The organism is Lentzea sp. HUAS TT2 (genome assembly GCF_051853195.1).
Taxonomy (GTDB): Bacteria; Actinomycetota; Actinomycetes; order Mycobacteriales; family Pseudonocardiaceae; genus Lentzea.
In genome coordinates, this window is sequence record NZ_CP196667.1 from 9,060,921 (window position 1) to 9,086,014 (window position 25,094).

9 protein-coding genes are annotated in these 25,094 nt (G+C 69.8%); 3 read left to right on the forward strand and 6 right to left on the reverse strand.

From position 1 onward, the window contains the following. Position 1: 1 nt before the first annotated feature. Genes ACSHWB_RS42850 through ACSHWB_RS42860 form a run of 3 tightly spaced genes read right to left on the reverse strand, consistent with a single transcriptional unit; the run spans position 2 to position 2,392 of the window. A complete protein-coding gene (locus tag ACSHWB_RS42850) occupies positions 2-796 on the reverse strand; it encodes a hypothetical protein (protein WP_439659051.1) in 795 nt (264 codons plus the stop codon). Beyond that, positions 793-1,638, reverse strand: a complete 846-nt coding sequence (locus ACSHWB_RS42855) for a protein-ADP-ribose hydrolase (protein WP_439659052.1) — start codon at positions 1,636-1,638, stop codon at positions 793-795. Before ACSHWB_RS42855 ends, ACSHWB_RS42850 begins: the two co-directional genes overlap by 4 nt. Before the next feature lies 1 nt (position 1,639). Next, the gene (locus tag ACSHWB_RS42860) at positions 1,640-2,392 is read right to left on the reverse strand and encodes a nuclear transport factor 2 family protein (RefSeq protein WP_439659053.1); all 753 of its coding nucleotides are present in this window, start codon (positions 2,390-2,392) and stop codon (positions 1,640-1,642) included. Positions 2,393-2,447: 55 nt separating this feature from the next. On the opposite strand from ACSHWB_RS42860, the gene ACSHWB_RS42865 reads away from it, so the two are divergent. Continuing rightward, positions 2,448-3,263, forward strand: coding sequence for a helix-turn-helix domain-containing protein (locus ACSHWB_RS42865; protein WP_439659054.1), 816 nt, complete (start codon positions 2,448-2,450; stop codon positions 3,261-3,263). Here ACSHWB_RS42865 and ACSHWB_RS42870 read toward each other — a convergent pair. The 3 genes from ACSHWB_RS42870 to ACSHWB_RS42880 form a co-directional block, all read right to left on the reverse strand. After that, entirely contained in the window at positions 3,240-3,392 is a 153-nt protein-coding gene (locus ACSHWB_RS42870) for a hypothetical protein (RefSeq protein WP_439659055.1), read from the reverse strand. The genes ACSHWB_RS42865 and ACSHWB_RS42870 overlap by 24 nt on opposite strands. Before the next feature lie 64 nt (positions 3,393-3,456). After that, a complete protein-coding gene (locus ACSHWB_RS42875; RefSeq protein WP_439659056.1) occupies positions 3,457-4,428 on the reverse strand; it encodes a 3-oxoacyl-ACP synthase III family protein in 972 nt (323 codons plus the stop codon). Further along, the gene (locus tag ACSHWB_RS42880; RefSeq protein WP_439659057.1) at positions 4,425-5,819 is read right to left on the reverse strand and encodes a ThiF family adenylyltransferase; all 1,395 of its coding nucleotides are present in this window, start codon (positions 5,817-5,819) and stop codon (positions 4,425-4,427) included. The genes ACSHWB_RS42875 and ACSHWB_RS42880 overlap by 4 nt, the downstream gene beginning before the upstream one ends. 30 nt (positions 5,820-5,849) lie before the next feature. On the opposite strand from ACSHWB_RS42880, the gene ACSHWB_RS42885 reads away from it, so the two are divergent. Beyond that, positions 5,850-6,188: a hypothetical protein gene (locus ACSHWB_RS42885; RefSeq protein ID WP_439659058.1), complete on the forward strand. Its 339-nt coding sequence runs from the start codon at positions 5,850-5,852 to the stop codon at positions 6,186-6,188. A gap of 332 nt (positions 6,189-6,520) precedes the next feature. Next, positions 6,521-25,081 carry a type I polyketide synthase gene (locus ACSHWB_RS42890; RefSeq protein WP_439659059.1) on the forward strand — a complete coding sequence of 6,187 codons (18,561 nt, stop codon included), beginning with the start codon at positions 6,521-6,523 and terminating at the stop codon, positions 25,079-25,081. Positions 25,082-25,094: the final 13 nt, after the last annotated feature.

Here is a 25,094-nt window from a genome sequence, read left to right on the forward strand (position 1 = left end):
GCTATGGCCCGGACAGCACTTCCGCGACGTCCGCCCGCACCGAAACCGCCCGTTCACCAAGATCCGCCGGCACCTCCGCGTGGGTGGTGTTGATCCGCACCAAGCGAGCGCTTGGCAGGCTGCGGACCAAGGACTCGACCGGCGAACGGATGACCCCGGGCGTGCTGTACCCGGCGCCGATCTCGATCACGAGCACGCCGTCCCGCAGCCATTCGCGCAGACCGCGCCCCGCCCCCGCGTAATGATCGGGGACGTACTCGGGCCCCTTGTGAACGTTGAGGAACACTTGTCCGCCGCATCGCGGACACGACGGCACGGCGTCGACCTCTCCCGTGGTCACGTCGTAGGTGTCCAGAGCCGCCTCGATGATCGGCCTGCTCGGCCAGGTCTCCCTTGTGCACGGCGTCTCGCACTGGTACCGGCCGTAGTCCCCCTGCGGCGTCCACACCCTGTCCTCAGCGAACCCGTTGCGCGCGAACAGACCATCCACATTGGACGTCAGAACGAAGTGGTCACGGGTACCGACCAGTTCCCGCAACCGTGTGTACACCGGGTTCGGCTCGTCGCCGAACCGGATGTCGTCGACGTGCACGGACCAGTAACCCCACAGCAACCTCGGCGGCAACGGCAGCCCGATCAGCTGGTAGCGCGCCCACAGGCCCTTCTCGTGCAGAACGGGGAACAACTGGGCGAACCGTTCGGTATCCGCGTAGTCGTACCCCGCCGCGGCCGACAGTCCGGCTCCCGCCGCGATCAACACCCGATCGGCCTCGTCGAGCCACCGACGCAACATCACAACAACTCCCGGTAGACGGACTCGTCCTCGGCGCCGAACGCCACGAACACCACTCGCTCGAACCGTCCGGGGTGGGCGGCGAGCCAGTCCCGGACCGTGCCGACCGCGACGCGGGCGGCGGGCCGTTTCGGGAACCCGAAGATCCCCGTGCTGATGCCGCAGAACGCGACCGTGCGAATTCCCGGTACCTCGGCGGCGAGGTCCAGACAGGCCCGGTAGGAGTCGGCGAGCGCCGTTCCGTGGGCGGGCAGCAGGTTCCCGTGCACGATCGGGCCGACCGTGTGCAGCACGAACGACGCAGGCAGGTGGTAACCGCGGGTGATCTTCGCGGTCCCGGTCCGCTCCGCTGCTCCCTGCAACGCCATGATCCGCTGGCAGTCGGCCCGCAGCCGTGGCCCGGCGGCGTGGTGGATCGCGTTGTCGACGCAGGCGTGCATCGGCTGGAAGCAGCCGAGCAGGGCGTCGTTGGCGGCGTTGACGATCGCGTCGGCCTTCAGCCGCGTGATGTCGCCGCGCCACACCGCGACCGGCGCCGGCAGGCTCAGGGCGTCAGCAGCGGGGCGCCGCCGGCGTTCGCCGCCGAGCACCGCGTCCAGCACGGCGACGAGCTCGGGGTCCAGCGGCGCGGGTTCGCGGACGGTGAGCACCGCCCGCAGCATCCGCCGCCGGTCCACGGCCTCGCGTGGCAGCCGGAACCGGCCGACCCAGGGGTCGTCCCCGAGCATGCGCAGGGCGAGGCTCGTCAACACGTCGAGCCGGTCGGCCGGCGCGGGCGCGCTGAGCGGGCGGAAGGGCTCGTCCAGCGCGACCGCGTGCCGGTAGTCGGGCAGGGTGGTGAGCACGTCAGAACAGTCCGTTGGCGTGCGGCAGCTGGGCGGGGATCGGCGCGATGACGTCCCAGTGCTCGACGATCCTGCCGTCCTGGACGCGGAACAGGTCCCAGTACGCGACCGGTTCGCCGAACTCGCCCTCCGACTGCAGCAGCACGAGATCGCCCTCGGCCACGACCTTGTGAACGGTTTTGTACACGAGGTTGCGTCCCTGCTGGGCCCACGTCGCGGCGGCAGCCCCGAACCCGTCGAGCCCGTCGGCGGCCTCCGGGTTGTGCTGCAGGTAGGTCTCGGTGGAGATGTAGTCGGTCAGCACCGAGTAGTCGGCGTCCTGGAGGATCCGCTGCGCGAACTCCAGGACCAGCTCGCGACTGAGTTCGGTGCCCTCGGCGGCGGGCTGCGCGGCACCGTCCGTCTGGGACCGTCCACTCGCGGTGTTCGCGACCACGGGCGTGAGCGCGTCCCAGTGCTCGGCGAGCTTGCCGTCCCGCACTCGGAACAGGTCGAACGCCACCAGCGGCTCCGGCCCGAACCCGTGGTAGACACCGTGCAGCGCAACGAGATCGCCGTCCGCGATCACCCGCGCCAGTTCGTAGCGGAAGCCCTCCGGCAGGTTGGCGACGAGCCCGCGCAACGCCTCGGGTCCGTCCGCGATCAGCGAGCTGTGCTGGCGGTAGTCCGCCGCCACCCAGCGGTCCACAGCGGACGGGTCCTTGTCACCGAACAGTTCGCCTGCGGCCTTGAGCACGAGTTCCTTGTTGTCCATGGCTCACACAGTGCTCCAACGGCCGCGTCCGAACGAGGTAGGATCACGCCTCACCATGGTCAGAAGTGGACAGGTCGCACAGTTCGGCTTCAGCAACCCCGACCGCGGGCAGCTGGGCCTGGAAGCGCTCGACCTCGGCGTGCTCCGCCGCCGTCTCACCGAAGAGACGCTGACGAAGGTGCACCGCACCGACTTCCACCAGCTGTTCCTGTTCACCGCGGGCACCGGCACCACCATGGTCGATTTCGTGGACCACCCGTGCTCCCCCGGCACGCTCCTGCACGTCAGCCCCGGCCGCGTGCTCCGCCTGCCGACGGGCGCGGCGGAGGCGTTGATGGTGCTTTTCACCCCTGCGTTCCCACCGCCGGTGCTCAGCCAGTTCGGTCCGGTGCTGCACCTCGTCCCCCAGGGAGAGCTGGCGGTCTTCACCCGTGCCGTGCAGGACCTGCGGCAGGAGTACCGCCGCAACCTGCTGACGAACGAACCGGTCGACCTGCTCCGGCAGCTGCTGGGCGCGTTGCTGCTGCGCATCGCCCGCCTGCCGGGCGACACTCCGCAGCACGACTCCCGTTTCGAACGCTTCCAGCAGGAGCTCGAACGCTCCTTCGCCACCACCCGCAACGCCGCCGACTACGCGGCCCGCATCGGTTACTCGACGCGCAGCCTCAACCGCATCTGCCTGGCCGCGACGGGCCAGTCCGCGAAGGCGTTGATCGACGCCCGCGTGACGCTGGAGGCCAAGCGGCTGCTCGTGCACACCGATCTGTCGTCGGCGGCGATCGGGCATCGGCTCGGGTTCAGCGAGGCCACGAACTTCACGAAGTTCTTCGCCCGCGAGACCGGCATGTCACCCGGCGCGTTCCGCGGGTAGCCGGCCGAGGGCGTGGCTGGTGCCGCCGTGGACGACCTCGGTGACCGGCAACCCGTGCCAGCGCGGGAACTGGGTGCGCAGCAGTTCGTCCACAAGGGACACGTCCGTGGCGGTCTCGCCGTCGAGCATCGATCAACTCCCCCAGTGGCCCGGCGCCCATGCAACACCGGGCCACCGACGGGAACAACCTGTTTCAGTGCCGGAAGCAGAGAGTTCCCCACTGGAACCCGGCGCCGATCGCGGACATCACGAACACGTCGCCCTTGCGGAGGTCCGCGAACCGCGAGTGCAGCGCGGTGAACACCCCTGCCGACCCGGTGTTGCCGAGGCGGTCGAGCGTCACCGGTGCCTTGGCTGCGGGGACGCCGAGCTTCTCGAGCGCGGCGGTGATGATGTTCGCGTTGGCCTGGTGCAGGAAGAAGTGGTCGATCCGCTCGATCGGCACCTCCGCCTTCGCCGCCGCGGTGAGGATGCTGTCGGGCAGCCACCTCGTCGCGGTGTCCCAGACAGCCCTGCCGTTCATGGCGAGGAAGTGCTCCCGTCGCTCGACGGTCGTCTCGGTCGTGGGCAGCCGGGAGCCGCCGGCCTTGATCTGCACGTCGTAGGACAGTTCGGAGCCGAAGTCCCACGACAGCAGGCCGCTGTCGCCGTCGCCGCGGTGCAGCACCGCCGCCGCGGCCGCGTCACCGAAGAAGACGCGGCTGGTGCGTTCGAGCGGGTCGGTGACGCGGCTGGCGCAGTCGGCCGCGATCACGAGCACCGTGCTGGCGGCCGGGGACTGGAGCAGGTGTGCCGCGAGCAGCAACGCCTGCACGCCGTTCGCGCACGCGGCCTGCGTGACGTCGAGCGTCAACGCCCGGTGCGCCCCCAGCGCCTCCTTGACGATCAGCGCCGTGGACGGCAGCGGCTGGTCCCCCGTGTAGGTGGCGACGATGATCACGTCCAGGTCCAGGACGGTCGTCCCGGAGCTCACGAGCGCGTCTTTCGCCGCGGCGACGCACATGTCCGAGACCGCGTGCTCCGGTGCGAGCCAGCGCCGTTCGCGGATCCCGGTCCGGCTGGTGATCCACTCGTCGGACGTGTCGACCACGCGCGCCAGGTCGTCGTTGGTGACGACCCGTTCGGGCAGGTGGACACCGGTTCCCCTCAACGCCAACGGAATCACACGGAGCTCCTGACGGTGCTGGTGGCGGGCGTGATCAGGTCGGCGAAGTCGACGTAGAACCGGCCGGACACGCACTCGGCGCCGAGCAGGATCCGGCGGGCGGCCTCGGCGGTGAGCGCGCCGCCGAGCGCCACACCGGACGCGAGCTGCGGCCAGCTGCTGAGCGTCCTGCCGAGCTCACCGAACGACGCGCGCAGCTCGGGGCTGATGCGTTCGGCGTCGACCATCGCGAGGATCAGGTCGACCTTCTGTTGTTTCGACAGGGTTTCGAGCTCGTCGGCGGTGACGTCGCCGATCAGGCCGTGCAGCAGCGGCCGGTGCGGTTCCTGGTCGAACCGCTCGACGTCGAGCATGCCGCGGTCGTTGCAGTCCATGACGACGGGGATGCCGCGCCGGCGGGCCGCCTCCCTGGCTGCGATCTTCGCGTACGGGGTGTCGCACTCCTCGACGACCAGGTCCAGGCCGTCGGTGAACTCGTCGAGGTTCTGCCGGGTGAGGCCGTCGGTGAAGATCTCGATGTCGAGGTAGGGGTCGATCTCGAACATCTGCCGCGCCGAGAGGACGGCCTTGTTGACGCCGAGGTGGTGCACGCCCGCGCGCAGCCGGTTCAGGTTGGACAGCCCGAACTCGTCGAAGTCCGCGAGCTTGAACCTTCCGCCGATGCCCTCGAGTGCGAACGTGACGGCGGCGCTGTTGCCGACCGACAGGCCGATCACGCCGATCCTGCGGCCCAGCAAGGACCTCTGCTGCGGGCGCTCGATCTTGCCGCGGTTGCGGTCGGTGCGGACCAGCCGGAACTCCTCGCGCGGCAGCACGTGCACGAGCCGCTGGGACCACGGGTAGAAGACCCAGGTGCCGTACTCCCAGTCGGTGAGGCCGCCGAGCTGCTCGTGCTTGCGCCGGGTGAGGTCCTCGTGCGGCGGCAGCCACGGTTCGCGGCTGCGGACGAGCTCGTCGATCTGCGCGTCGATCGTGTCGTGGATCTCGCGGACCTCACCGGAGTCCAGAAGTCGTTGCAGCGTTTCCCGATCGGCCGCGACCGTTGGGGTGAGGAGGACCGGTTGCCAGACCGTGGTGTCCGCGCCGGCGCGGAGGTTGTGCGGCCGGCGGTGACTGAGCGCGACGGCGGGAGCGTGCTCGACCGCTGCCAGTTCAGGGAACTCTCCACACATCCTCGTGACGAGTTCGTGGTATTCACCGGCACCGGCCGCGACGTCGTGGAACATGATCACGACGTCCTCGGTGTAGTGCTCGACGTGTCGGCGAGTCCCCTCGACACACCGGAAGCCGAATCGTTCGTGGAACAGGTGCTGGCCGTCCTTCGTACCGGACGTGCCGATCATCGCTTTCGCGCCCAACGCATGTGCGGCACCGATTGCGACGGCGTTCAAATAGGCTCCGAGCCCCAGTTTCCTGGCCCGGTGTTCGACCACGAGTCGGCTGTGCTCAAACGTCTCTCCGGGCGTGACGCCGGCCTCGCGGAGAATTCGTTCGAATCCGGCATCGCCGAGAAATGCTCTGGACTGGAAGAGCTCGCCGGTCTCCGGTGTCGACAGCCTGATGTAGCCGAGAGGCGGCCCACCAGTCTCTTTACGTGCGACGAAGTGCCAGGCGCCGTAGTCGAGGTCCTGATCGTCGACATGCCGGCCGTCCCCACTGCGAAACGCCGGGCGCCGTCCTCGGTCGAAGAGCACTCGCGCCCGCAACTCGCGGACCGTTTCCACTATCTCATTGCTGACAACCGTGTCGGCGGATGCTAAGAACGCACTCACGTGCCACTGCGGGTTCATCTGACGCGCCACCTCGAACAATGAGAACAACGTTGATCGCGCGCACCTTAACCACAGTTGATCTTGACTGGGAAATCAAGATCACTAACGGGTGAACTCCGCTTTCTCATCATGCCGGCGGCTCCTGCGTCCCGGACGGCCTCACGCGGCTCACGCGGCTTGGTCACGTTCCGTGGGCGCGCCGTGGAAACGTTCTCATCGAGCAGAACCTGTGAAATCCACTACTGCTTCGGCTGTTCGAATGTGCCAACGGGGATCGCCTCGGGGAGCACCGCGGGATTCGGACTGACGGAGCGCAGAGCATGAGCAACTCCAGTGAGAAGGTTGTCGAGGCGCTGCGTGCGGCCGTGAAGGAGGCCGACCGCCTACGCCGTGCCAACCGGCAACTGGTAGCCGCGGCCACCGAGCCCGTGGCGATCATCGGCATGGCCTGCCGCTTCCCCGCCGGAATCACGTCCCCCGAACAACTCTGGGACCTGGTGTCCACCGGCAGGGACGCGATCACGGGCTTCCCTGCGGACCGCGGCTGGGACGTGGACTCGTTGCTGGGCAGCGGTGTCGACGCCCGTGGCAACAGCGTGTCGGTGCAGGGCGGCTTCCTGCACGGCCTGGCCGACTTCGACCCGGCGTTCTTCGGCATCTCACCGCGCGAGGCGGTGACCATGGACCCGCAGCAACGCCTGCTGCTCGAGGTGTCCTGGGAGGCCCTGGAACGAGCGGGCCTCGACCCGTCCACGCTGCGCGGCTCCCGCACCGGTGTTTTCATCGGCACCAACGGCCAGGACTACGAGCACCTCCTGATCCGCGGCCTCGACGACGCCACCGGCGACGTCGGCACCGGCATCGCCGCCTCCGCCGAGTCCGGCCGCATCTCCTACGCGTTCGGCTTCGAGGGCCCGACCCTGACCGTGGACACGGCCTGCTCCTCGTCCCTGGTCTCCCTGCACCTGGCCGTCAACGCCCTGCGCGGCGGCGAGTGCACCCTGGCCCTGGCCGGCGGCGTGAACGTCATGTGCACACCCGGTTCGCTCGTGGAGTTCTCCCGCCAGGGGGGCCTCGCCCGCGACGGCCGCTGCAAGGCCTTCTCCGACGACGCCGACGGCACGGGCTGGTCCGAGGGCGTGGGCGTGCTCGCGCTGGCCCGCCTGTCGGACGCGCAGGCTCTCGGCTACCCGGTGCTCGCCGTGGTGCGCGGCTCTGCCGTGAACTCCGACGGCGCCTCCAACGGTTTCACCGCCCCGAACGGCCGCGCTCAGCAGCGCGTCATCCGTGCCGCCCTCGACCGCGCCGGGCTTGGTCCGTCCGATGTGGACGTTGTGGAGGCGCACGGCACCGGTACGGCTCTGGGCGACCCGATCGAGGCGCGCAGTCTGCTGGCCGTGTACGGCGCGGAGCGTCCTTCGCCGTTGTTGCTGGGGTCGGTGAAGTCGAACATCGGCCACACCCAGGCTGCCGCCGGTGTCGCGGGCATCATCAAGATGGTGCAGGCGATGCAGCACGGTGTTGTGCCTGCGACTCTGCACGTGTCCCGGCCTTCCACGCACGTGGACTGGTCTGCCGGGGACGTCTCGCTGGTGACCACGGCTTGTTCTTGGCCCGAGGCTGATCGGGCTCGGCGTGCGGCCGTGTCGTCGTTCGGCGTGTCGGGGACCAACGCGCACGTGATCATCGAGGCGGCTCCGAGCTCGCAGGAATTGTCAGACCTGCCTGAGATGATGGGGATGGGGGGTAGTTCCCCCCAGGGGGCCGGTCAATCCGAATCGATCCCGAACAGCGGGTCGACCCCGAAGAGCGCGCCAGGCATCCCTGGCGCGGCGCCCGTACCCCTCGTCGTCTCCGCGAAGTCCGAAGCCTCCCTGCGCGCCCAGATCGACCGCATCCGCACCCACCCCGGCGACCCGCGCGACATCGGCCACTCCCTCATCACCACCCGCACCCTCTTCGAACACCGAGCCGTCCTCCTCGGCCACGCCGAGATCACCGGGCAGGCCAAGCGCACCGAGCTCGCCCTCCTCTTCACCGGCCAGGGCGCCCAACGCCTCGGCATGGGCAAACAACTCCACGCCCGCTACCCGGTCTTCGCCGAGGCGTTCGACGCCTGCACCACCCCAGAACTCAGGGCCGTCATCTGGGGCGACGACGAAGACCTCCTCAACCGAACGGGCAACGCCCAGCCGGCGCTGTTCGCGTTCGAGGTAGCCCTCTACCGCCTGCTCCAGAGCTTCGGCGTCGAAGCACAGCACCTCGCCGGCCACTCCATCGGCGAGATCGCCGCAGCACACGTCGCCGGCGTCCTCACCCTCGAAGACGCCCAGACCCTGGTCCAGGCACGCGCCCGCCTCATGCAGGCCCTCCCGCAGACCGGCGCGATGATCGCCGTCCAGGCCAGCGAAGCCGAGGTCACCCCGCACCTCACCGCGAACGTCTCCATCGCCGCAGTGAACGGCCCGAACTCGATCGTCATCGCAGGCGAGGAAACCGCGACCGCCGAACTCGCCCAACGCTGGAAGCACAAACGACTCCGCGTCTCCCACGCCTTCCACAGCCCGCTGATGGACCCGATGCTCGCCGACTTCCGCGAAGCCATCGCCGACATCACCTTCCACCAGCCCCAGATCCCCGTCCAAACCCACTCCGACATCACGACCGTCGACTACTGGGTCAACCACGTCCGCGACACCGTCCGCTTCCACGACAACGTCCAAGCCCTCCAAGGAAAGACGTTCCTCGAAGTCGGCCCCGACGGCGTGCTGGCAGCGCTGGTAGAAGGCGCCATCCCGACCATCCGCAGGGACCGCGACGAGGTAGAGGCGTTCGAGACCGCCCTGGCTCGCCTGCACGTCGGCGGCACCCCCGTCGACTGGCTGCCCTGCTACCCCGGCGGCAGACGCGTCGACCTGCCCACCTACGCCTTCGAGCACGCGCCGTACTGGCCGTCGGTCTCGGTCAGCGCCGGTGACGCCACCGGACTCGGCCTCTCCCCCGCCGGCCACCCGCTGCTCGGCGCAGCCATGACCGTCGCCGGGTCGGGCGAGCTGATCCTCACCGGCACGCTGTCCGGCGCGCAGTGGCCGGTCTTCCCCACCTCCGGGTTCGTCGAGCTGGCGCTGAAAGCCGCCGACCTCACCGGCCACGACGCCGTCGCGGAGCTCACCACGGTCGAGCCGCTGCGGCTGGACGGCAACGTCCAGGTCCAGCTGCACGTCGGCACCGACGGCCGCTTCACCCTGCACTCCCGCGCCGACCAGCAGGACTGGGTCAAGCACGCCGAGGGCAGCCTCGGCACCGGCTCGCAGCCCGAGGACATCGCGGTGTGGCCACCGAAGGGCGCCCAGGTCGTCGACAACGCCCACGACGAGAGCCTCCGCGCGGTCTGGCGGCGCGACAACGAGATCTTCGCCGAGGTCGCGTTGTCCCACGATGCCAACGGTTTCGGCATCCACCCGGCTCTGCTGAACGACGCCCTCAACGCCGCCCGGTTCCTCGGTGTCGAGGGTGAGGCCGCGGACTGGCGTTCGGTCACCCTGCACGCCACCGGCGCCGAACTGCTGCGCGTCCGTCTGTCCGAAAAGGACGGCCAGGTCGAGCTGACCGCCGCCGACGCCAACGGCGACGCCGTGCTGGCCGCGACCGTCTCGTTCCGCGAGGTGGAGGCGACGCACCGCACCGAGCTGTACCGGCTCGACTGGGTCCCGATCGAGGTCCACGGCGCGAACGAGTGGCCCGTGCTCGGCGAGGACCTCCTCGAACTCGGTGTTCCGGTCGTGGACTCGTTGGCGGGCGAGTTCACGCCGGACACCGTCCTCGTGCCGGTCACAGGTGCCTGGCAGGCGTTGCTGCTGATCCAGGAGTCGCTGCTGACCTCGTCGCGGCTGGTGTTCGTCACGCGCGGCGCCCTGTCCGGGGACGACCTCGAAGGCGCGGCGGCGTGGGGCCTGGTGCGGTCGGCGCAGGTCGAGCACCCCGGACGGTTCCTGCTGCTCGACGTCGAGGACTCCCTCCCCGACGGCCTGGCGGCGCTCTTCGACCTCGGCGAGACCCAGGCCGTCGTGCGCGGCGGTGAGGTGCGCGTCGCCCGGTTCACCCGCGCCACCGGCCCTTCCGCCGAACGCGACTGGGACGGCACCGTCGTGGTCACGGGCGACGTCCCCGAGATCGCGCAGCACATCGGCGCGACGCACAACGTCGTCACGGTGACCGACTGGGACGCGCTGCCGGAGATCCTGTCCACTGTGGACGACCTGTGCGCCGTCGTGCACGCGGCCGACCTGCAGGACGACGGCGTCGTCGGCGCACTGACCCCGGACCGGCTCGACACCGTCTTCCAGGCCAAGGCCGACACGGCGTGGATGCTGCACGAGCACTGCGGCGACGTGCCGTTCGTCGTGCTGACCTCGATCGCCGAGGTCGTCGGAGCCGTCGGCAAGGGCGCGCGTGCCTCCGCGAACAGCTACCTGGAAGCCCTCGTCGCGCACCGCCGCGGTCTCGGCCAGCCAGGTCTGGCGCTCGCCATGGACACGTGGGACCCGGCCCTGTTCGACGCCGCCATCAGGACCGACGAGGCGTTCCTCGCGCCGTTCGTCCCCGAGCGCGCCCGCCCGGGACGCCGCACCGCGTCGAACGCCCGCAGCGGCGGCCTGGCGCTGAAGCTCACCGGCCTGCCCGCTGCCGAGCGGCTGCCGTTCGTCGTCGAGGTGGTGCGAGAGGAGGCCGCGAAGGTCATCCACGCCGGCGCGGTCGCGGAGGACAGGGAGTTCCGCGCGCTCGGCTTCGACTCGCTCACCGCGATCGAGCTGCGCAACGCCCTCGCCCTCGCCACCGGCCTGTCGCTGCCCGCGACGCTGATCTTCGACTACCCGACCCCGCAGGCCGTCGCCGGGCACCTGCTCGCCGAGCTCACCGGCGAGGGCCTGTCCGACGACGTCGCCGCCCAGGGCCAGGCCGATCTCGACGACCCGATCGTCATCGTCGGCATGGCCTGCCGCCTGCCCGGCGACGTGAGCTCGCCGGAGGACCTCTGGCAGCTGCTCGTCAACGGCGGCGACGGCGTGACGACGTTCCCCCACGACCGCGGCTGGGAGGCCGAGGCGATGGGCGGCACCGTCGAGGGCGGCTTCCTGCACGGCGCGACGCAGTTCGACGCGGGCTTCTTCGGCATCTCGCCGCGCGAGGCCCTAGCCATGGACCCGCAGCAACGCCAGCTCCTGGAGGTCGCCTGGGAGGCCGTCGAACGGGCGGGCATCGACGCGACCTCGTTGCGCGGCACCCGAACCGGCGTCTACATCGGCACGAACGGCCAGGACTACACGAACCTGATCCTCCGCTCGCGCGACGAGGTGGAGGGCCACGCGTCCACGGGCCTGTCGTCGGCGGTGATCTCCGGCCGCCTCTCCTACACCTTCGGCTTCGAGGGCCCCGCCCTCACGATCGACACCGCGTGCTCGGCCTCCCTGGTGGCCCTGCACCTGGCCGCGAACTCGATCCGCTCCGGCGAGACCACGATGGCCCTGGTCGGCGGCGTCACCGTGATGTCGACCCCGATGAGCTTCGCGGGCTTCAACGCCCAGGGCGGCCTGGCGGGCGACGCGCGCTGCCGTTCGTTCTCCGAGGACGCCAACGGCACCGGCTGGGCGGAGGGCGTCGGCGTGCTGGTGATCGAACGCCAGTCCGACGCCCTGCGTGCGGGCCACCAGGTCCTCGCCGTCGTACGCGGCTCGGCCATCAACCAGGACGGCGCCTCGAACGGCCTGACCGCCCCGAACGGCCCGGCCCAGCAACGCGTGATCCGCCAGGCACTCGCCAACTCCGGTCTGTCCACTTCGGACGTGGACGCGGTCGAGGCACACGGCACCGGCACCGTCCTGGGCGACCCGATCGAGGCCCAGGCGCTGCTCGCGACCTACGGCCAGAACCGCACGACACCACTGCTCCTGGGGTCCATCAAGTCGAACATCGCCCACGCCCAGGCCGCCGCGGGTGTCGCGGGCGTGATCAAGCTCGTGCTGTCGCTGCGCAACGGCCTGCTGCCGCGGACCCTGCACGTGACGTCTCCGACCTCGCACGTGGACTGGTCGGCGGGCAACGTGGCGCTGCTGACCGAGAACACGCCGTGGCCCGCGGTGGACCGCCCGCATCGCGCCGGCATCTCGTCGTTCGGGCTGTCAGGCACGAACGCGCACGTGATCATCGAGGCCGCTCCGAGCTCGCAGGAATTGTCAGACCTGCCTGAGATGATGGGGATGGGGGGTAGTTCCCCCCAGGGGGCCGGTCAATCCGAATCGATCCCGAACAGCGCGGCAGGCACGGCGAGCGCCGCAAGCGCGGCGCCACTGCTCGTGTCCGCGAAGTCCCCCGAAGCCCTCCGCGCCCAGATCGACCAGATCAACGCCCTCATCGCCAGCGGCGCGAACCCCCAAGACGTCGCCTACTCCCTGCTGCACCACCGCGTGACGTTCGACCATCGCGCCGTGCTGCACAACAACACGACACTGGCAGAAGGCGTCGCCTCCCCCAAAACGCTGGCGATCCTGTTCAGTGGCCAAGGCGCCCAACGCCTCGGCATGGGCAAGGAGCTGTACGAGACCCAGCCGGTCTTCAAGGCAGCACTCGACGAGGTCACCCGACACCTCGACATCACCCCGGTCATGTGGGGCGACGACGCCAACGCCCTCAACCAGACCGGCAACACCCAGCCCGCCCTGTTCGCCGTCGAGGTCGCCCTCTACCGCCTCGCCGAGAGCGCCGGCCTCACCCCGAAGTACCTGGCAGGCCACTCCGTAGGCGAGATCGCCGCCGCTCACGTGGCCGGCGTGCTCACCCTCGAAGACGCCGCCACACTGGTCAAAGCACGCGCCCGCCTCATGCAGGCACTCCCCCAAACCGGCGCGATGATCGCCCTCCAAGCCACCGAAGCCGAAGTAACCCCACACCTCACCGACAACGTCAGCATCGCCGCCGTCAACGCCGAGAACTCCATCGTCATCGCAGGCGACGAACAAGAAGCACAACGAATCGCGGACCACTTCAAGGGCCGCAAGACCACCCGCCTCAAGGTCAGCCACGCGTTCCACAGCCCGCTGATGGACCCGATGCTCGCCGACTTCCGCGAAGCCATCGCCGGCATCACCTTCCACCAGCCCCAGATCTCCGTCCAAACCCACTCCGACATCACCACCGTCGACTACTGGGTCAACCACGTCCGCGACACCGTCCGCTTCCACGACAACGTCGAAGCCCTGAAAGCCAAGGGCGCCACCGCGTTCCTGGAGATCGGCCCAGACGGCGTCCTGAGCGCGATCACCGGCGCCATCCCGTCCCAGCGACGCGACAAGACGGAATCCGACGCCTGGCTGACCGCCCTGGCCCGCCTGCACGTCGAAGGCGTCAAGGTCGACTGGCGGCTCGAAGGCAAACCCACCGACCTCCCCACCTACCCGTTCCAGCACGAGCGCTACTGGCCGGAGATCGCCCCGGCTCCGGCAGCGGGCCGCGACCCGATCGACGCCGAGTTCTGGGCCGCGGTCGAGCAGCAGGACGCCACGCAGCTCGCCATCACCCTGGACATGGACCCGCAGACCTGGTCCGGCGTGCTGCCGGGCCTGTCGGCGTGGCGGCGCAAGAGGTCCAAGCAGTCCACTGTGGACTCGTGGCTGCACGAGGAGTCGTGGACGCCCGTCACCGGCCTGAAGCCCGCGCGGGGTTCGTGGTTCGTCGCGGTACCGATGGCGCTGTCCGAGGACGCCTGGGTGCGCACGTTGCTCAACTCCCTCGGCAACGACGTCACGGTGCTCGAAGTGGCGTGGGCCGACCGCGAGTACCTGACCGGGCAGCTGGTCGAGTTCAACCAGAAGCGCTTCACCGGCGTGATCTCGTTGCTGGCGCTGGACGATCTCGACGAACTGGCACCGGTCGTCGGCACGACCGCGCTCATCCAGGCGCTGGGCGACGTGGACATCAACGCGCCGCTGTGGGTCGTCACGCGTGGCGCGGTCTCGACCGGCAGCCACGACCTGATCACCGAGCCGTGGCAGAGCGGCGTGTGGGGTCTGGGGCGTGTCGCGTCGCTGGAGTACCCGCAGCGCTGGGGCGGCCTGGTCGACCTGCCGAACGACATCGACGACCGCATCGCGCAACGGTTCACGAGCGTGCTGTCCACCGACGAGGACCAGGCCGCGGTCCGGTCCGCCGGGGTGTTCGGCCGGCGTGTTGTCGTTGGCGCGCAGGCGAACGGCGTCGAGTGGGTGCCGTCCGGAACCGTTCTGATCACCGGTGGTACGGGTGCTCTCGGCGCACACCTGGCACGTGACTTCGCCCAGCGCGGCGCCGAGAAGATCGTCCTGGTCAGCAGGCGCGGTCTCGGCTCGCCCGGCGCGGCCGACCTGCGGGCCGAGATCACCGCGCTCGGAGCGGAAACCGTTGTCGTGGCGTGCGATGTCTCCGATCGGGAGGCTGTCGCGGAGCTGCTGACCCCGGACGTCAAGGCCGTCGTGCACGCGGCCGGCGTTCTCGACGACATGATGTTCGACAGCCTGACGCCCGACGCGTTCACCAAGGTGTTCGAGTCGAAGGTGAACTCGGCGTTCGTGCTCGACGAGCTGACGCGTGGCATGGACCTCGACGCGTTCGTGCTGTTCTCGTCGGTCGCGGGCTCGGTCGGCAACATGGGCCAGGGCAACTACGCCGCCGCGAACTCCGTGCTCGACGCGATCGCGCAGCAACGCCGCCAGGCGGGCCGTGCCGCGACGTCGATCGCCTGGGGCGCCTGGGCCGGCGACGGCATGGCGGGCGACGAGCGCGTCGCCGAGCACATCAAACAGGTCGGCGCCGCGTCACTGGACCCGGAGCTCGCGATCACCGCGCTGCGCCACCTCGTCGCCCACGGCACGGCCACCGCCGTCGTCGCGGACCTGCGCGCGCCGCAGCTGCTGATGGCGTTGCTGAGCCTGCGCCCAACGCCCGTCATGTCAGAACTGCCCGGCGCCCGCGAGGCCCTCGACGAGCTCGCCGCCGCACGTGCCGAAAGCGACTCGGCCGCGGCAGAATTCCGCCGCTCACTGCGTTCCCTGCCCGGCGACGAACGCGTCACCCCGGTGCTCGACCTCGTCCGCACGCGCGCCGCCGTGGTGCTCGGACACGCGGGCAAGGAGGCGGTGGCGTCCGACAAGGCGTTCCGCGACATCGGTTTCGACTCGCTGACCGCCGTCGACCTGCGCAACCACCTCTCCTCGATCACAGGGCTCGCGCTGCCCGCCAGCCTGGTGTTCGACTACCCGACACCGCTGGCGCTGGCGGAGTTCCTGCTGGACGAGCTCCTCGGCGACACCTCCGTCATCACCGAGGAGCATGTCGGCCCCACGCTCACCGACGACATCGCGATCGTCGGCATGGCCTGCCACTTCCCCGGCGGCATCGACTCGCCGGACGACCTGTGGCGAGTGCTGATGGCGGGCGAGGACGTGATCACCGACTTCCCGGCGGACCGCGGCTGGGACACGACCGAACCCATCCGCGGCGGTTTCCTGGCCGGCGCGGCGGACTTCGACGCGACGTTCTTCGGCATCTCCCCGCGCGAAGCCCTCGCGATGGACCCGCAGCAACGCCTCCTGCTCGAAACCTCCTGGGAGGCCTTCGAACGCGCAGGCATCGACCCGTCGGCGTTGCGCGCCTCGCGGACCGGCGTCTTCGTCGGCACCAACGGCCAGGACTACCAACACGTCGTCATGGCCTCCAACGAGGACCTCGAAGGCCACGCGGGCACCGGCCTGGCCGCCTCGGTGATCTCCGGCCGCATCTCCTACGCGCTGGGCCTCGAAGGTCCCGCCGTCACCGTGGACACCGCCTGCTCCTCGGCCCTGGTCGCCCTGCACCTGGCGTCCCAGTCACTGCGCGGCGGCGAGTGCTCCCTGGCCCTGGCCGGAGGCGTGACGGTCATGTCGACGCCGACGTCGTTCTCCGGCTTCTCCCGCCAGGGCGGACTGGCCCAGGACGGCCTGTGCAAGGCGTTCTCCGACTCGGCGGACGGCACGGTCTGGTCCGAGGGCGTGGCGGTCCTGGTGGTGGAACGCCTCACCGACGCGGTCGCCGCCGGACACCCGGTGCTCGCCCTCGTGCGCGGCTCCGCGTTCAACTCCGACGGCGCCTCCAACGGCCTCACCGCCCCGAACGGCCCCTCCCAGCAACGCGTGATCCGCGCGGCCCTCGCCTCCGGCGGCCTGTCGGTGTCCGATGTGGACGCCGTCGAGGCCCACGGCACCGGCACCGTGCTGGGCGACCCGATCGAGGCGCACGCCCTGCTCGCCACCTACGGCCAGAACCGCTCCGAACCTCTCCTGCTCGGCTCGGTGAAGTCCAACCTGGGCCACACGCAGGCGGCGGCGGGCGCGGCGGGCGTGATCAAGATGGTGCTGGCCATGCAGCACGGTGTCCTGCCGCGCACCCTGCACGTCACCGCGCCGTCCTCTCACGTCAACTGGGCGTCGGGTGAGGTCTCGCTGCTGACCTCGGTGACAGCCTGGCCCGCAGTGGATCGGCCCCGTCGGGCGGGCGTGTCGTCCTTCGGGATCAGCGGCACGAACGCGCACGTGATCTTGGAATCGCCGCAGCTCCAGGAATTGTCAGACCTGCCTGAGATGATTGGCATGGGGGGTGATTCCCCCCAGGGGGCCAGCCAATCCGAATCGATCCCGAGCAGCGTGGCGGACGTGGTGCCGCTGCTCGTCTCGGCGAAGTCCGAAGCCTCCCTGCGAGCCCAGGTCGACCGCATCAAGGCCGTGCTCGACACCGGCGCGAACCCGCTCGACGTCGCCCACACCCTCGCCAAGCGGTCCCGCTTCGCCCACCGCGCGGTCCTGATCGACGGCGAGGAGGTCGCGAACGGCGTCGCCACCGACCACACCCTCGCGATCGTCTTCTCAGGCCAGGGCTCCCAGCGCCTCGGCATGGGCAAGGAGCTGTACGAGCGGTTCGACACCTTCGCGGACACGTTCGACGCCGTCCTCGCCCACTTCGAACCAGGCCTGCGCGACATCATCTGGGGCACCGACGAAGACGCGCTCAACCAGACCGGCATCGCCCAGCCCGCGCTGTTCGCGATCGAGGTCGCGCTCTACCGGCTGCTGGAGGAGTTCCGGATCAAGCCCGCCCACCTCGCGGGGCACTCCGTCGGCGAGATCGCGGCCGCCCACATAGCCGGCGTCCTCACCCTCGACGACGCCACCACACTCGTCCAAGCACGCGCCCGCCTCATGCAGGCACTCCCCCAAACCGGCGTGATGATCGCCCTCCAGGCCACCGAAGCCGAAGTAACCCCACACCTCACCGACAACGTCTCCATCGCCGCCGTCAACGCCGAGAACTCCATCGTCATCGCAGGCGACGAACAAGAAACACAACGAATCGCGGCCAACTGGAAGCACAAGAGCCTGAAAGTCAGCCACGCGTTCCACAGCCCGTTGATGGACCCGATGCTCGCCGACTTCCGCGACGCGATCGCGCACCTGACCTTCCACGAGCCGAAGATCCCCCTCACCGCGTCAGGTGACATCACCACCGTCGACTACTGGGTCAACCACGTCCGCGACACCGTCCGCTTCCACGACAACGTCCAAGCGCTGAAGACCAAGGGCGTCACGCGGTTCGTCGAGATCGGGCCGGACAGCGTGCTGTCCACATTGATCGACGGCACCCCGACGTTGAGGCGCGACAGGACTGAACTGCACAGCTTGATGACTGCACTCAGTCATGTACATGTTGACGGAATCAACGTTGACTTGACTCAGATGTTGATTCGAGGTGCACAAATCAACATCCCGACGTACGCCTTCGAGCGCGAGCGGTTCTGGCCGAAGGCATCCGTCGGTGGCCGTACAGGCGACCTCACGGCCTATGGCCTCGCATCGGGCGGACACCCGCTTCTCGGCGCGGCGGTCACCGTCGCGGGCACCGACGAACTGGTGCTCAGTGGACGGCTCGCGAAGGCGACGCATCCGTGGCTCGGTGAGAACTTCCCGGCGACCGGGTTCCTTGACTTCGCGATCCGTGCGGGCGATCTCGTCGGCTGCGATCGCGTCGAGGTCCTGACGACCGCGGTGCCGTTGCGTCTGCCGGAACGCGATGCGGTCGCCGTGCAGGTGCGCGTCGGACCGCCGCAGGACGGCAAGCGCGCCGTGAGCGTGCACGCGCAGCACGGCGACACGTGGGTCGAGCACGCCACCGGCACGCTCGCCACCGAGCCGTACATGGCCGAGTTCACCGGTGGCGGCGTCGAGGTCGAGCTGCCTGACGGTGTGGACGACGCCGCAACGTTCGGTGTGCACCCGTTGTTGTTGGCGCAGGCTCTCGAAGGAACGAGCGAACTGCTCGGCGAGGGCGTTCCGTTCGAGTGGCGGGACGTGTCACTGCACGCCATCGGCCCGGAGCGGCTGACCGTCCAGCTCACGCGCAACGGCGACGCGGTCCAGGTCGCGGCGGCCGATGCCGAGGGCAATCCTGTGTTGTCCGTGCGCACGTTGACCGTGCATGTGCCCGAGGTCCCGCAGGATCAGCGGGTGCGCGAGGCGCTGTTCCAGGTGAACTGGGTGCCGGCGCAGCTCGGCGAGGCCACGGAGATCAACGCCCGGATCGTCGAGGTCCGGGGTGGTACCGACGCCGATGCCGCCCACCGTGCGACGGCCGAGGTGCTGGAGGTGTTGCAGAACGCGGACGAGCGCACGGTGTTCGTCACGCGGGGCGCGCAGGAGCCGGTCACGGATCTCGGTGCGGCGGCGGTCTGGGGCCTGGTGCGGGCCGCTCAGGCGGAGGATCCCGGACGATTCCTGCTGATCGACCTGGACGAGTCCAGCACCGTCGAGCCCGGCATGCTCGTGAGCGAGGAACAGCAGCTCGTCGTGCGCGACGGCATCGCCTACGCAGGACGGCTGGCGCGCCTCGGCGAGCACGAGACGCGGTCTGTCGACTGGTCCGGCACGGTGCTGATCACCGGCGGCACCGGCGGTCTGGGCGCGGAGCTCGCGCGGCACCTCGTCGCGTCCGGCGCGCGGAGCCTGCTGCTCCTGAGCCGGCGCGGACCCGACTCGCCCGGCGCGCTCGAGCTGCAGGCGGAGCTGATCGCGCACGGTGCCATCGTCACCATCGCCGCGTGCGACGTCGCCGACCACGACGCGCTCGCGACGGTCCTCAACGGACACGACGTGACCACCGTTGTGCACACGGCGGGCGTGCTGGACGACGGCGTGATCGCGTCGATGACGCCTGCCAGGCTCACCAAGGTGTTGCGGCCCAAGGTGGACGCCGCGTGGAACCTGCACTCGCTCGTCCCGGAGGCGCAGTTCGTCCTGTACTCGTCGGTGTCCGGCGTGCTCGGCACCGCGGGCCAGGGCAACTACGCGGCGGGCAACGCGTTCCTCGACGCGCTGGCGCAGTACCGGCGTTCGCTCGGGTTGCACGCGGTGTCGCTGGCGTGGGGCGCGTGGACGTCCGACGTGGGTATGACCGGGCAGATGGACGCGGCGGCGTTCGAACGGCTCGAGAAGTCCTCGATGCCGCCGATCTCACTAGAGCTGGGCCTGGCGCTGTTCGACGCGGCGGTCGCGGTCGACGCGGCGCAGGTGGTGCCCGCGCGGGTGATCACCGGCGTCACGAACGGCATGGTGCCGCCGCTGCTGCGCGACCTCGTGCGCAGCGGGCGCCGCACCGCCACCAACCGCTCCGACGTGCAGATCAGCCGGGAAAGCCTCGTCGAGCTGGTGCGCACCGAAGCCGCCGCCGTGCTCGGTCACGGTTCCGCGGCGACGATCGACGCCGGCCTGGAGTTCAGCCAGCTCGGGTTCGACTCGCTGACGTCCGTCGAGCTCCGCAACCGCCTCGACGCGGCGACCGGCCTGACGCTGCCCGCGACGCTCGTCTTCGACTACCCGACCCCGCAGGCCCTCGCCGGCCACCTGGCCGCGGAGCTCTTCGGCGCGACCAGCGAGGCCGAGTCGTTCACCGGCGCCGTCAGCGACGAGCCGATCGCGATCGTCGGCATCGGCTGCCGCTTCCCCGGCGACGTCATGGGCCCGGACCAGCTCTGGGACCTGGTGGCGGCCGGACGGGACGCGATCAGCGGCTTCCCGGTGGACCGCGGCTGGGACGCGGGCGTGGTCGGCGACGGCGACGGTCAGTCGGTGACCGGGCACGGTGGCTTCCTGAACGGCATCGCGGACTTCGACCCGGCGTTCTTCGGCATCTCGCCGCGCGAGGCCGTGGCGATGGACCCGAACCAGCGTCTCGTGCTCGAAACCGCCTGGGAGGCCCTCGAACACGGCGGCCTCGACCCACAGGCCCTGCGCGGCTCGCGCACAGGCGTCTTCCTCGGAGCGGGCGGCCTCGAGTACGGCCAGCTGGTGATCAACTCCGAACAGGCCCGCGAGGGCTTCTCCAGCACCGGAACGTCCCCGAGCGTCGTGTCCGGCCGTCTCTCCTACGTGCTGGGCCTGGAAGGACCATCGATCACCGTCGACACGGCGTGCTCGTCGTCGTTGGTGGCACTGCACATGGCCGTGTCCGCCCTACGCAACGGTGAGTGCACCCTCGCGCTCGCGGGCGGCGTGCAGACGTTGGTGTCGCCCGGCACGTTCATGGAGTTCAGCCAGCAGGGCGGCCTCGCACGCGACGGCCGATGCAAGGCGTTCTCCGACTCGGCAGACGGCACCGCATGGGCCGAGGGCGTCGGCGTGCTCGTGGTCGAGCGTCTGTCCGATGCCATTGCACAGGGCCATGACGTGCTAGCAGTCGTGCGCGGCTCCGCAGTGAACTCCGACGGCGCCTCCAACGGCCTGACCGCACCCAACGGCCCGTCACAACAGCGTGTGATCCGTGCGGCGCTCGCTGCTGCTGGGTTGTCGACGTCCGATGTGGACGCCGTGGAAGCACACGGCACCGGCACGGCCCTGGGTGACCCGATCGAGGCACAGGCACTGCTCGCGACCTACGGCCAGAACCGCACATCGCCGCTGCTGCTGGGTTCGCTGAAGTCGAACATCGGCCACTCGCAGGCCGCGTCGGGTGTCGCATCGGTGATCAAGATGGTGATGGCGATGCGCCACGGCGTCCTGCCGCGCACGCTGCACGTCACCGCGCCGTCGTCGCACGTGGACTGGTCGGCGGGGTCGGTGTCGCTGCTGACCTCGGAGACGGCGTGGCCCGCGGTGGACCGGCCCTGGCGGGCGGGGGTGTCGTCGTTCGGGATCAGCGGCACGAACGCGCACGTGATTTTGGAATCGCCGCAGGTCAAGGAATTGTCAGACCTGCCTGAGATGATTGGGATGGGGGGTGAATCCCCCCAGGGGGCCAGCCAGTCCGTATCGATTCCGAAGAAGGGGCGGGCGACCGAGGGCGCTGAAGCGGCAGACGCCGTAGCTGTCGTCCCATGGGTGCTGTCGGCCAAGTCGGCCGAAGCCGTGCGCACCCAGATCGACCGAGTCACCGCCTTCACCGAACGAACGGGAGCCAGCCCCCAAGACGTCGGCTTCTCCCTGCTCGCCCGATCCAAGTTCGACCACCGCGCCGTCCTCCTCGACGGCACGGAGATCGCCCACGGCCAAGCCCACAAGAAGAAGCTCGCCGTGCTCTTCTCCGGCCAGGGCTCGCAGCGCCTCGGCATGGGCAAGGAGCTGTACGAGCGGTTCGACGCGTTCAGGAAGGCATTCGACGAGGTCAACCGGCACCTCAAGATCCGCGACACCCTCTGGGGCACGGACGAAGCGGAGCTGAACAGCACTGCCAAGACCCAGCCCGCACTGTTCGCGATCGAAGTCGCCCTCTACCGACTCGCAGAGAGCTTCGGCATCAAGGCCGACATCGTCACCGGACACTCGGTCGGCGAGATCGCGGCCGCCCACATCGCCGGCGTCCTCACCCTCGAAGACGCGGCAAAGCTCGTCACCACTAGGGCGAACCTGATGCAGGCCCTCCCCCAGACCGGCGCCATGTTCGCCGTCCGGGCCCCAGAGCACGAGGTCAGCAAGCACCTGAACGACAAGGTGTCCATCGCGGCGGTCAACGGCGAGAACGCAGTGGTCATCGCGGGCGACGAGAAGGCCGCGAAGGCCATCGCCGAGAACTGGGACCACAAACAGCTCAAGGTCAGCCACGCGTTCCACAGCCCGCTGATGGACCCGATGCTCGCCGACTTCAAAACAGCCATCCAACAGATCCGGTTCCAGCAACCGAAGATCCCGGTCCAGGCCTCCGGCGACGTCACGACCGCCGAACACTGGGTGCGGCACGTCCGGGACACGGTCCGGTTCGCCGACAACGTGCAGGAGATCGGCGACGCCACGTTCCTGGAGATCGGCCCGGACGGGGTGCTGAGCGCACTGGTCGACGGCGCGATTCCGGCGCTGCGCAGGGACAAGGACGAGGTCACGGCCTACACGACGGCGCTCGCGAGGCTGTTCGTGCACGGCGTGGATGTCGACTGGGCACTGTTCTTCCCCAACAACAAGAAGATCAAGCTGCCGACCTACCCCTTCCAGCACGACCGGTACTGGCCCACGCCGCGCAAGAACGCAGGCGACGTCACAGCCGTGGGGCTCGGGCCGGTGGACCACCCGCTGCTCGGCGCTGCGATTACGCTCGCCGGATCCGATGCCGTGGTGTTCACCAACAGGCTCACGGAGGACCAGCCCGAGGCGGCGTTCGCCGAGATCGCGTTCCGGGCGGCCGACCAGGTCGGATGCGGGCTCGTCGAGGAACTGCAAGTCAGCGGACCACTGACGGCCGGCGCACTCCAAGTGTCGATCTCCGGACCAAACCAAGGAAAACGACAGCTCACCGTCCACACACGACAGAACGACGAGTGGGTGCAGCTGGCCACGGGTGTGCTCGCGGAAGGCGAGTACGCGGGCGACTTCCGGGCGAACGAGTGGCCGCCCAAGGGTGCCGTCGAGATCGCGCCGGACACCTGGCAACTCGGGGACGCCACGTTCGCCGAGGTGTCGCTGGACTCCGAGGACACCAACCAGTACGGCGTGCACCCCGAGCTCATCCAGAAGGCGATGCTCGGCGACGACGTGCCGCTCGAGTGGCAGGGTCTGTCGCTGCACGCGATCGGGGCGAAGACGCTCAGGGTCAGGCATCTGGGCGGCTCGGTCGACGCCGTCGACGGGCAAGGGGCGCCGGTGTTCTCGGCGCGGACCGTGGTCACCGGTGCGGCGCTCACCAGGCAACAGCAGCAGGATTCGCTGTTCCGGCTGGAGTGGGTGCCCGCGCCACGCCACGTCGAAGCCGAGGCAGCCGTCGTCGAACTCCAGGGCACCAAGGACTTCGTCAACGAGGCGTATGAGTATGCCGCACAAGCACTGAGCATCGTGCAACAGGACGAGCGGACCGTGTTCGTGAAGCGCGGCGACGACCTGGCGGCGTCGACGGTGTGGGGGCTCGTGAGGTCGGCGCAGTCGGAGAACCCCGGAAGGTTCCTGCTGGTCGACACGGACGACTCCGCGCCGTTGCCGATCGGGCTGCTGGACGCGGGTGAGACGCAGGTGCGGGTCCGGGACGGGAAAGTCGAGGTCGCTCGGCTTGTGCGCGTCACCGACACCGTCGAGACGGCCCAGTGGGATCTGGAACGCACGGTGCTGATCACCGGTGGCACGGGTGGGCTGGGTGCGGAGCTTGCGCGGCACCTCGTCGCGGAGCGCCGGGCGAAGCGGCTGCTGCTGGTCTCGCGGCGCGGGCCGGACGCACCGGAAGCCGTTGCGTTGCAGGCGGAACTCACCGCGCACGGCGCGGACGTCACGATCGCGGCCTGCGACATCGCCGACCTCAAGGCGGTCAAGCGGCTGGTGAAGGGTGTCGAGCTGACGGCCGTCGTCCACACGGCGGGTGTGCTCGACGACGGCATCATCGGTTCGCTGACGCCGGAGCGGCTCGCCACCGTGTTCAAGCCCAAGGTCGACGGCGCGTGGAACCTCCACGTGGCCACGAAGAGCCAGAAGCTCAGGGCGTTCGTCCTCTACAGCTCGGTGTCGGGCATCGTGGGCGCGCCGGGTCAGGGCAACTACGCGGCAGCCAACGCGTTCCTCGACGCGCTGGCCACCTACCGAAAGGCACAGGGTCTGCCAGCCACGTCGCTGGCGTGGGGGCCGTGGGCGCAGTCGAGTGGCATGACGGCGCACTTGCAGGACGGCGCGCTGGATCGCATGGGACGCGGCGGAATGCCGCCGTTGAGCGTCGAGGAAGGCATGCGGCTGTTCGACGACGCCACGTCGCGCGACGAGGCGTTCCTGGTGCCGGCGCGGATCAGCACCGGGCGGTCGGACGGGCCGGTCGCGGCGGTGTTGCGCGGTCTGGTGCGCGGCGGCAAACGGGCCGCAGGGTCGTCCACTGTGGACTACGGGGTGACGCTGGCGGCGTTGCCGGCGGAGGACCAGCTCCAGCACGTTCTCGACCTGGTGCGCGGACACGCGGCCGGGGTGCTCGGGCACGGATCGCCCGCGGAGGTGCAGGCGGACAAGCAGTTCCGCGACCTCGGGTTCGACTCGCTGACCGCCGTGGAGCTGCGCAACAGCATCGCGGCCGCCACCGGGCTCAAGCTCGCGTCGACGCTCGTCTTCGACTACCCGACGCCCGCCGAGCTGGCCACGCACCTGCACGGTCAGCTGGTCGGCGCGCAGGAGGAACGGCCGGCGCTCACCACCGAGCTCGACCAGGTGGAGATCGCGCTCGCCGCCGGGACGCCCGGTGTCGCGGCACGGCTGCGCAAGCTGCTCGCCCAGTACGGCGGCACGGCCAAGAAGGAAGCGCGCGACCGCCTCACCGAGGCCTCCGCGGACGACGTGTTCGCGTTCATCGACAACGAGCTCGGCCGACGCACCGAGCGCTGACCCACTTCACGAC

What these genes read in the sequence shown, in the direction of transcription:
- ACSHWB_RS42860 (WP_439659053.1), bottom strand. Translation starts at nt 2,392, where the DNA reads ATGGACAACAAGGAACTCGTGCTCAAGGCCGCAGGCGAACTGTTCGGT.
- ACSHWB_RS42865 (WP_439659054.1), top strand. Translation starts at nt 2,448, where the DNA reads ATGGTCAGAAGTGGACAGGTCGCACAGTTCGGCTTCAGCAACCCCGAC.
- ACSHWB_RS42870 (WP_439659055.1), bottom strand. Translation starts at nt 3,392, where the DNA reads ATGCTCGACGGCGAGACCGCCACGGACGTGTCCCTTGTGGACGAACTG.
- ACSHWB_RS42890 (WP_439659059.1), top strand. Translation starts at nt 6,521, where the DNA reads ATGAGCAACTCCAGTGAGAAGGTTGTCGAGGCGCTGCGTGCGGCCGTG.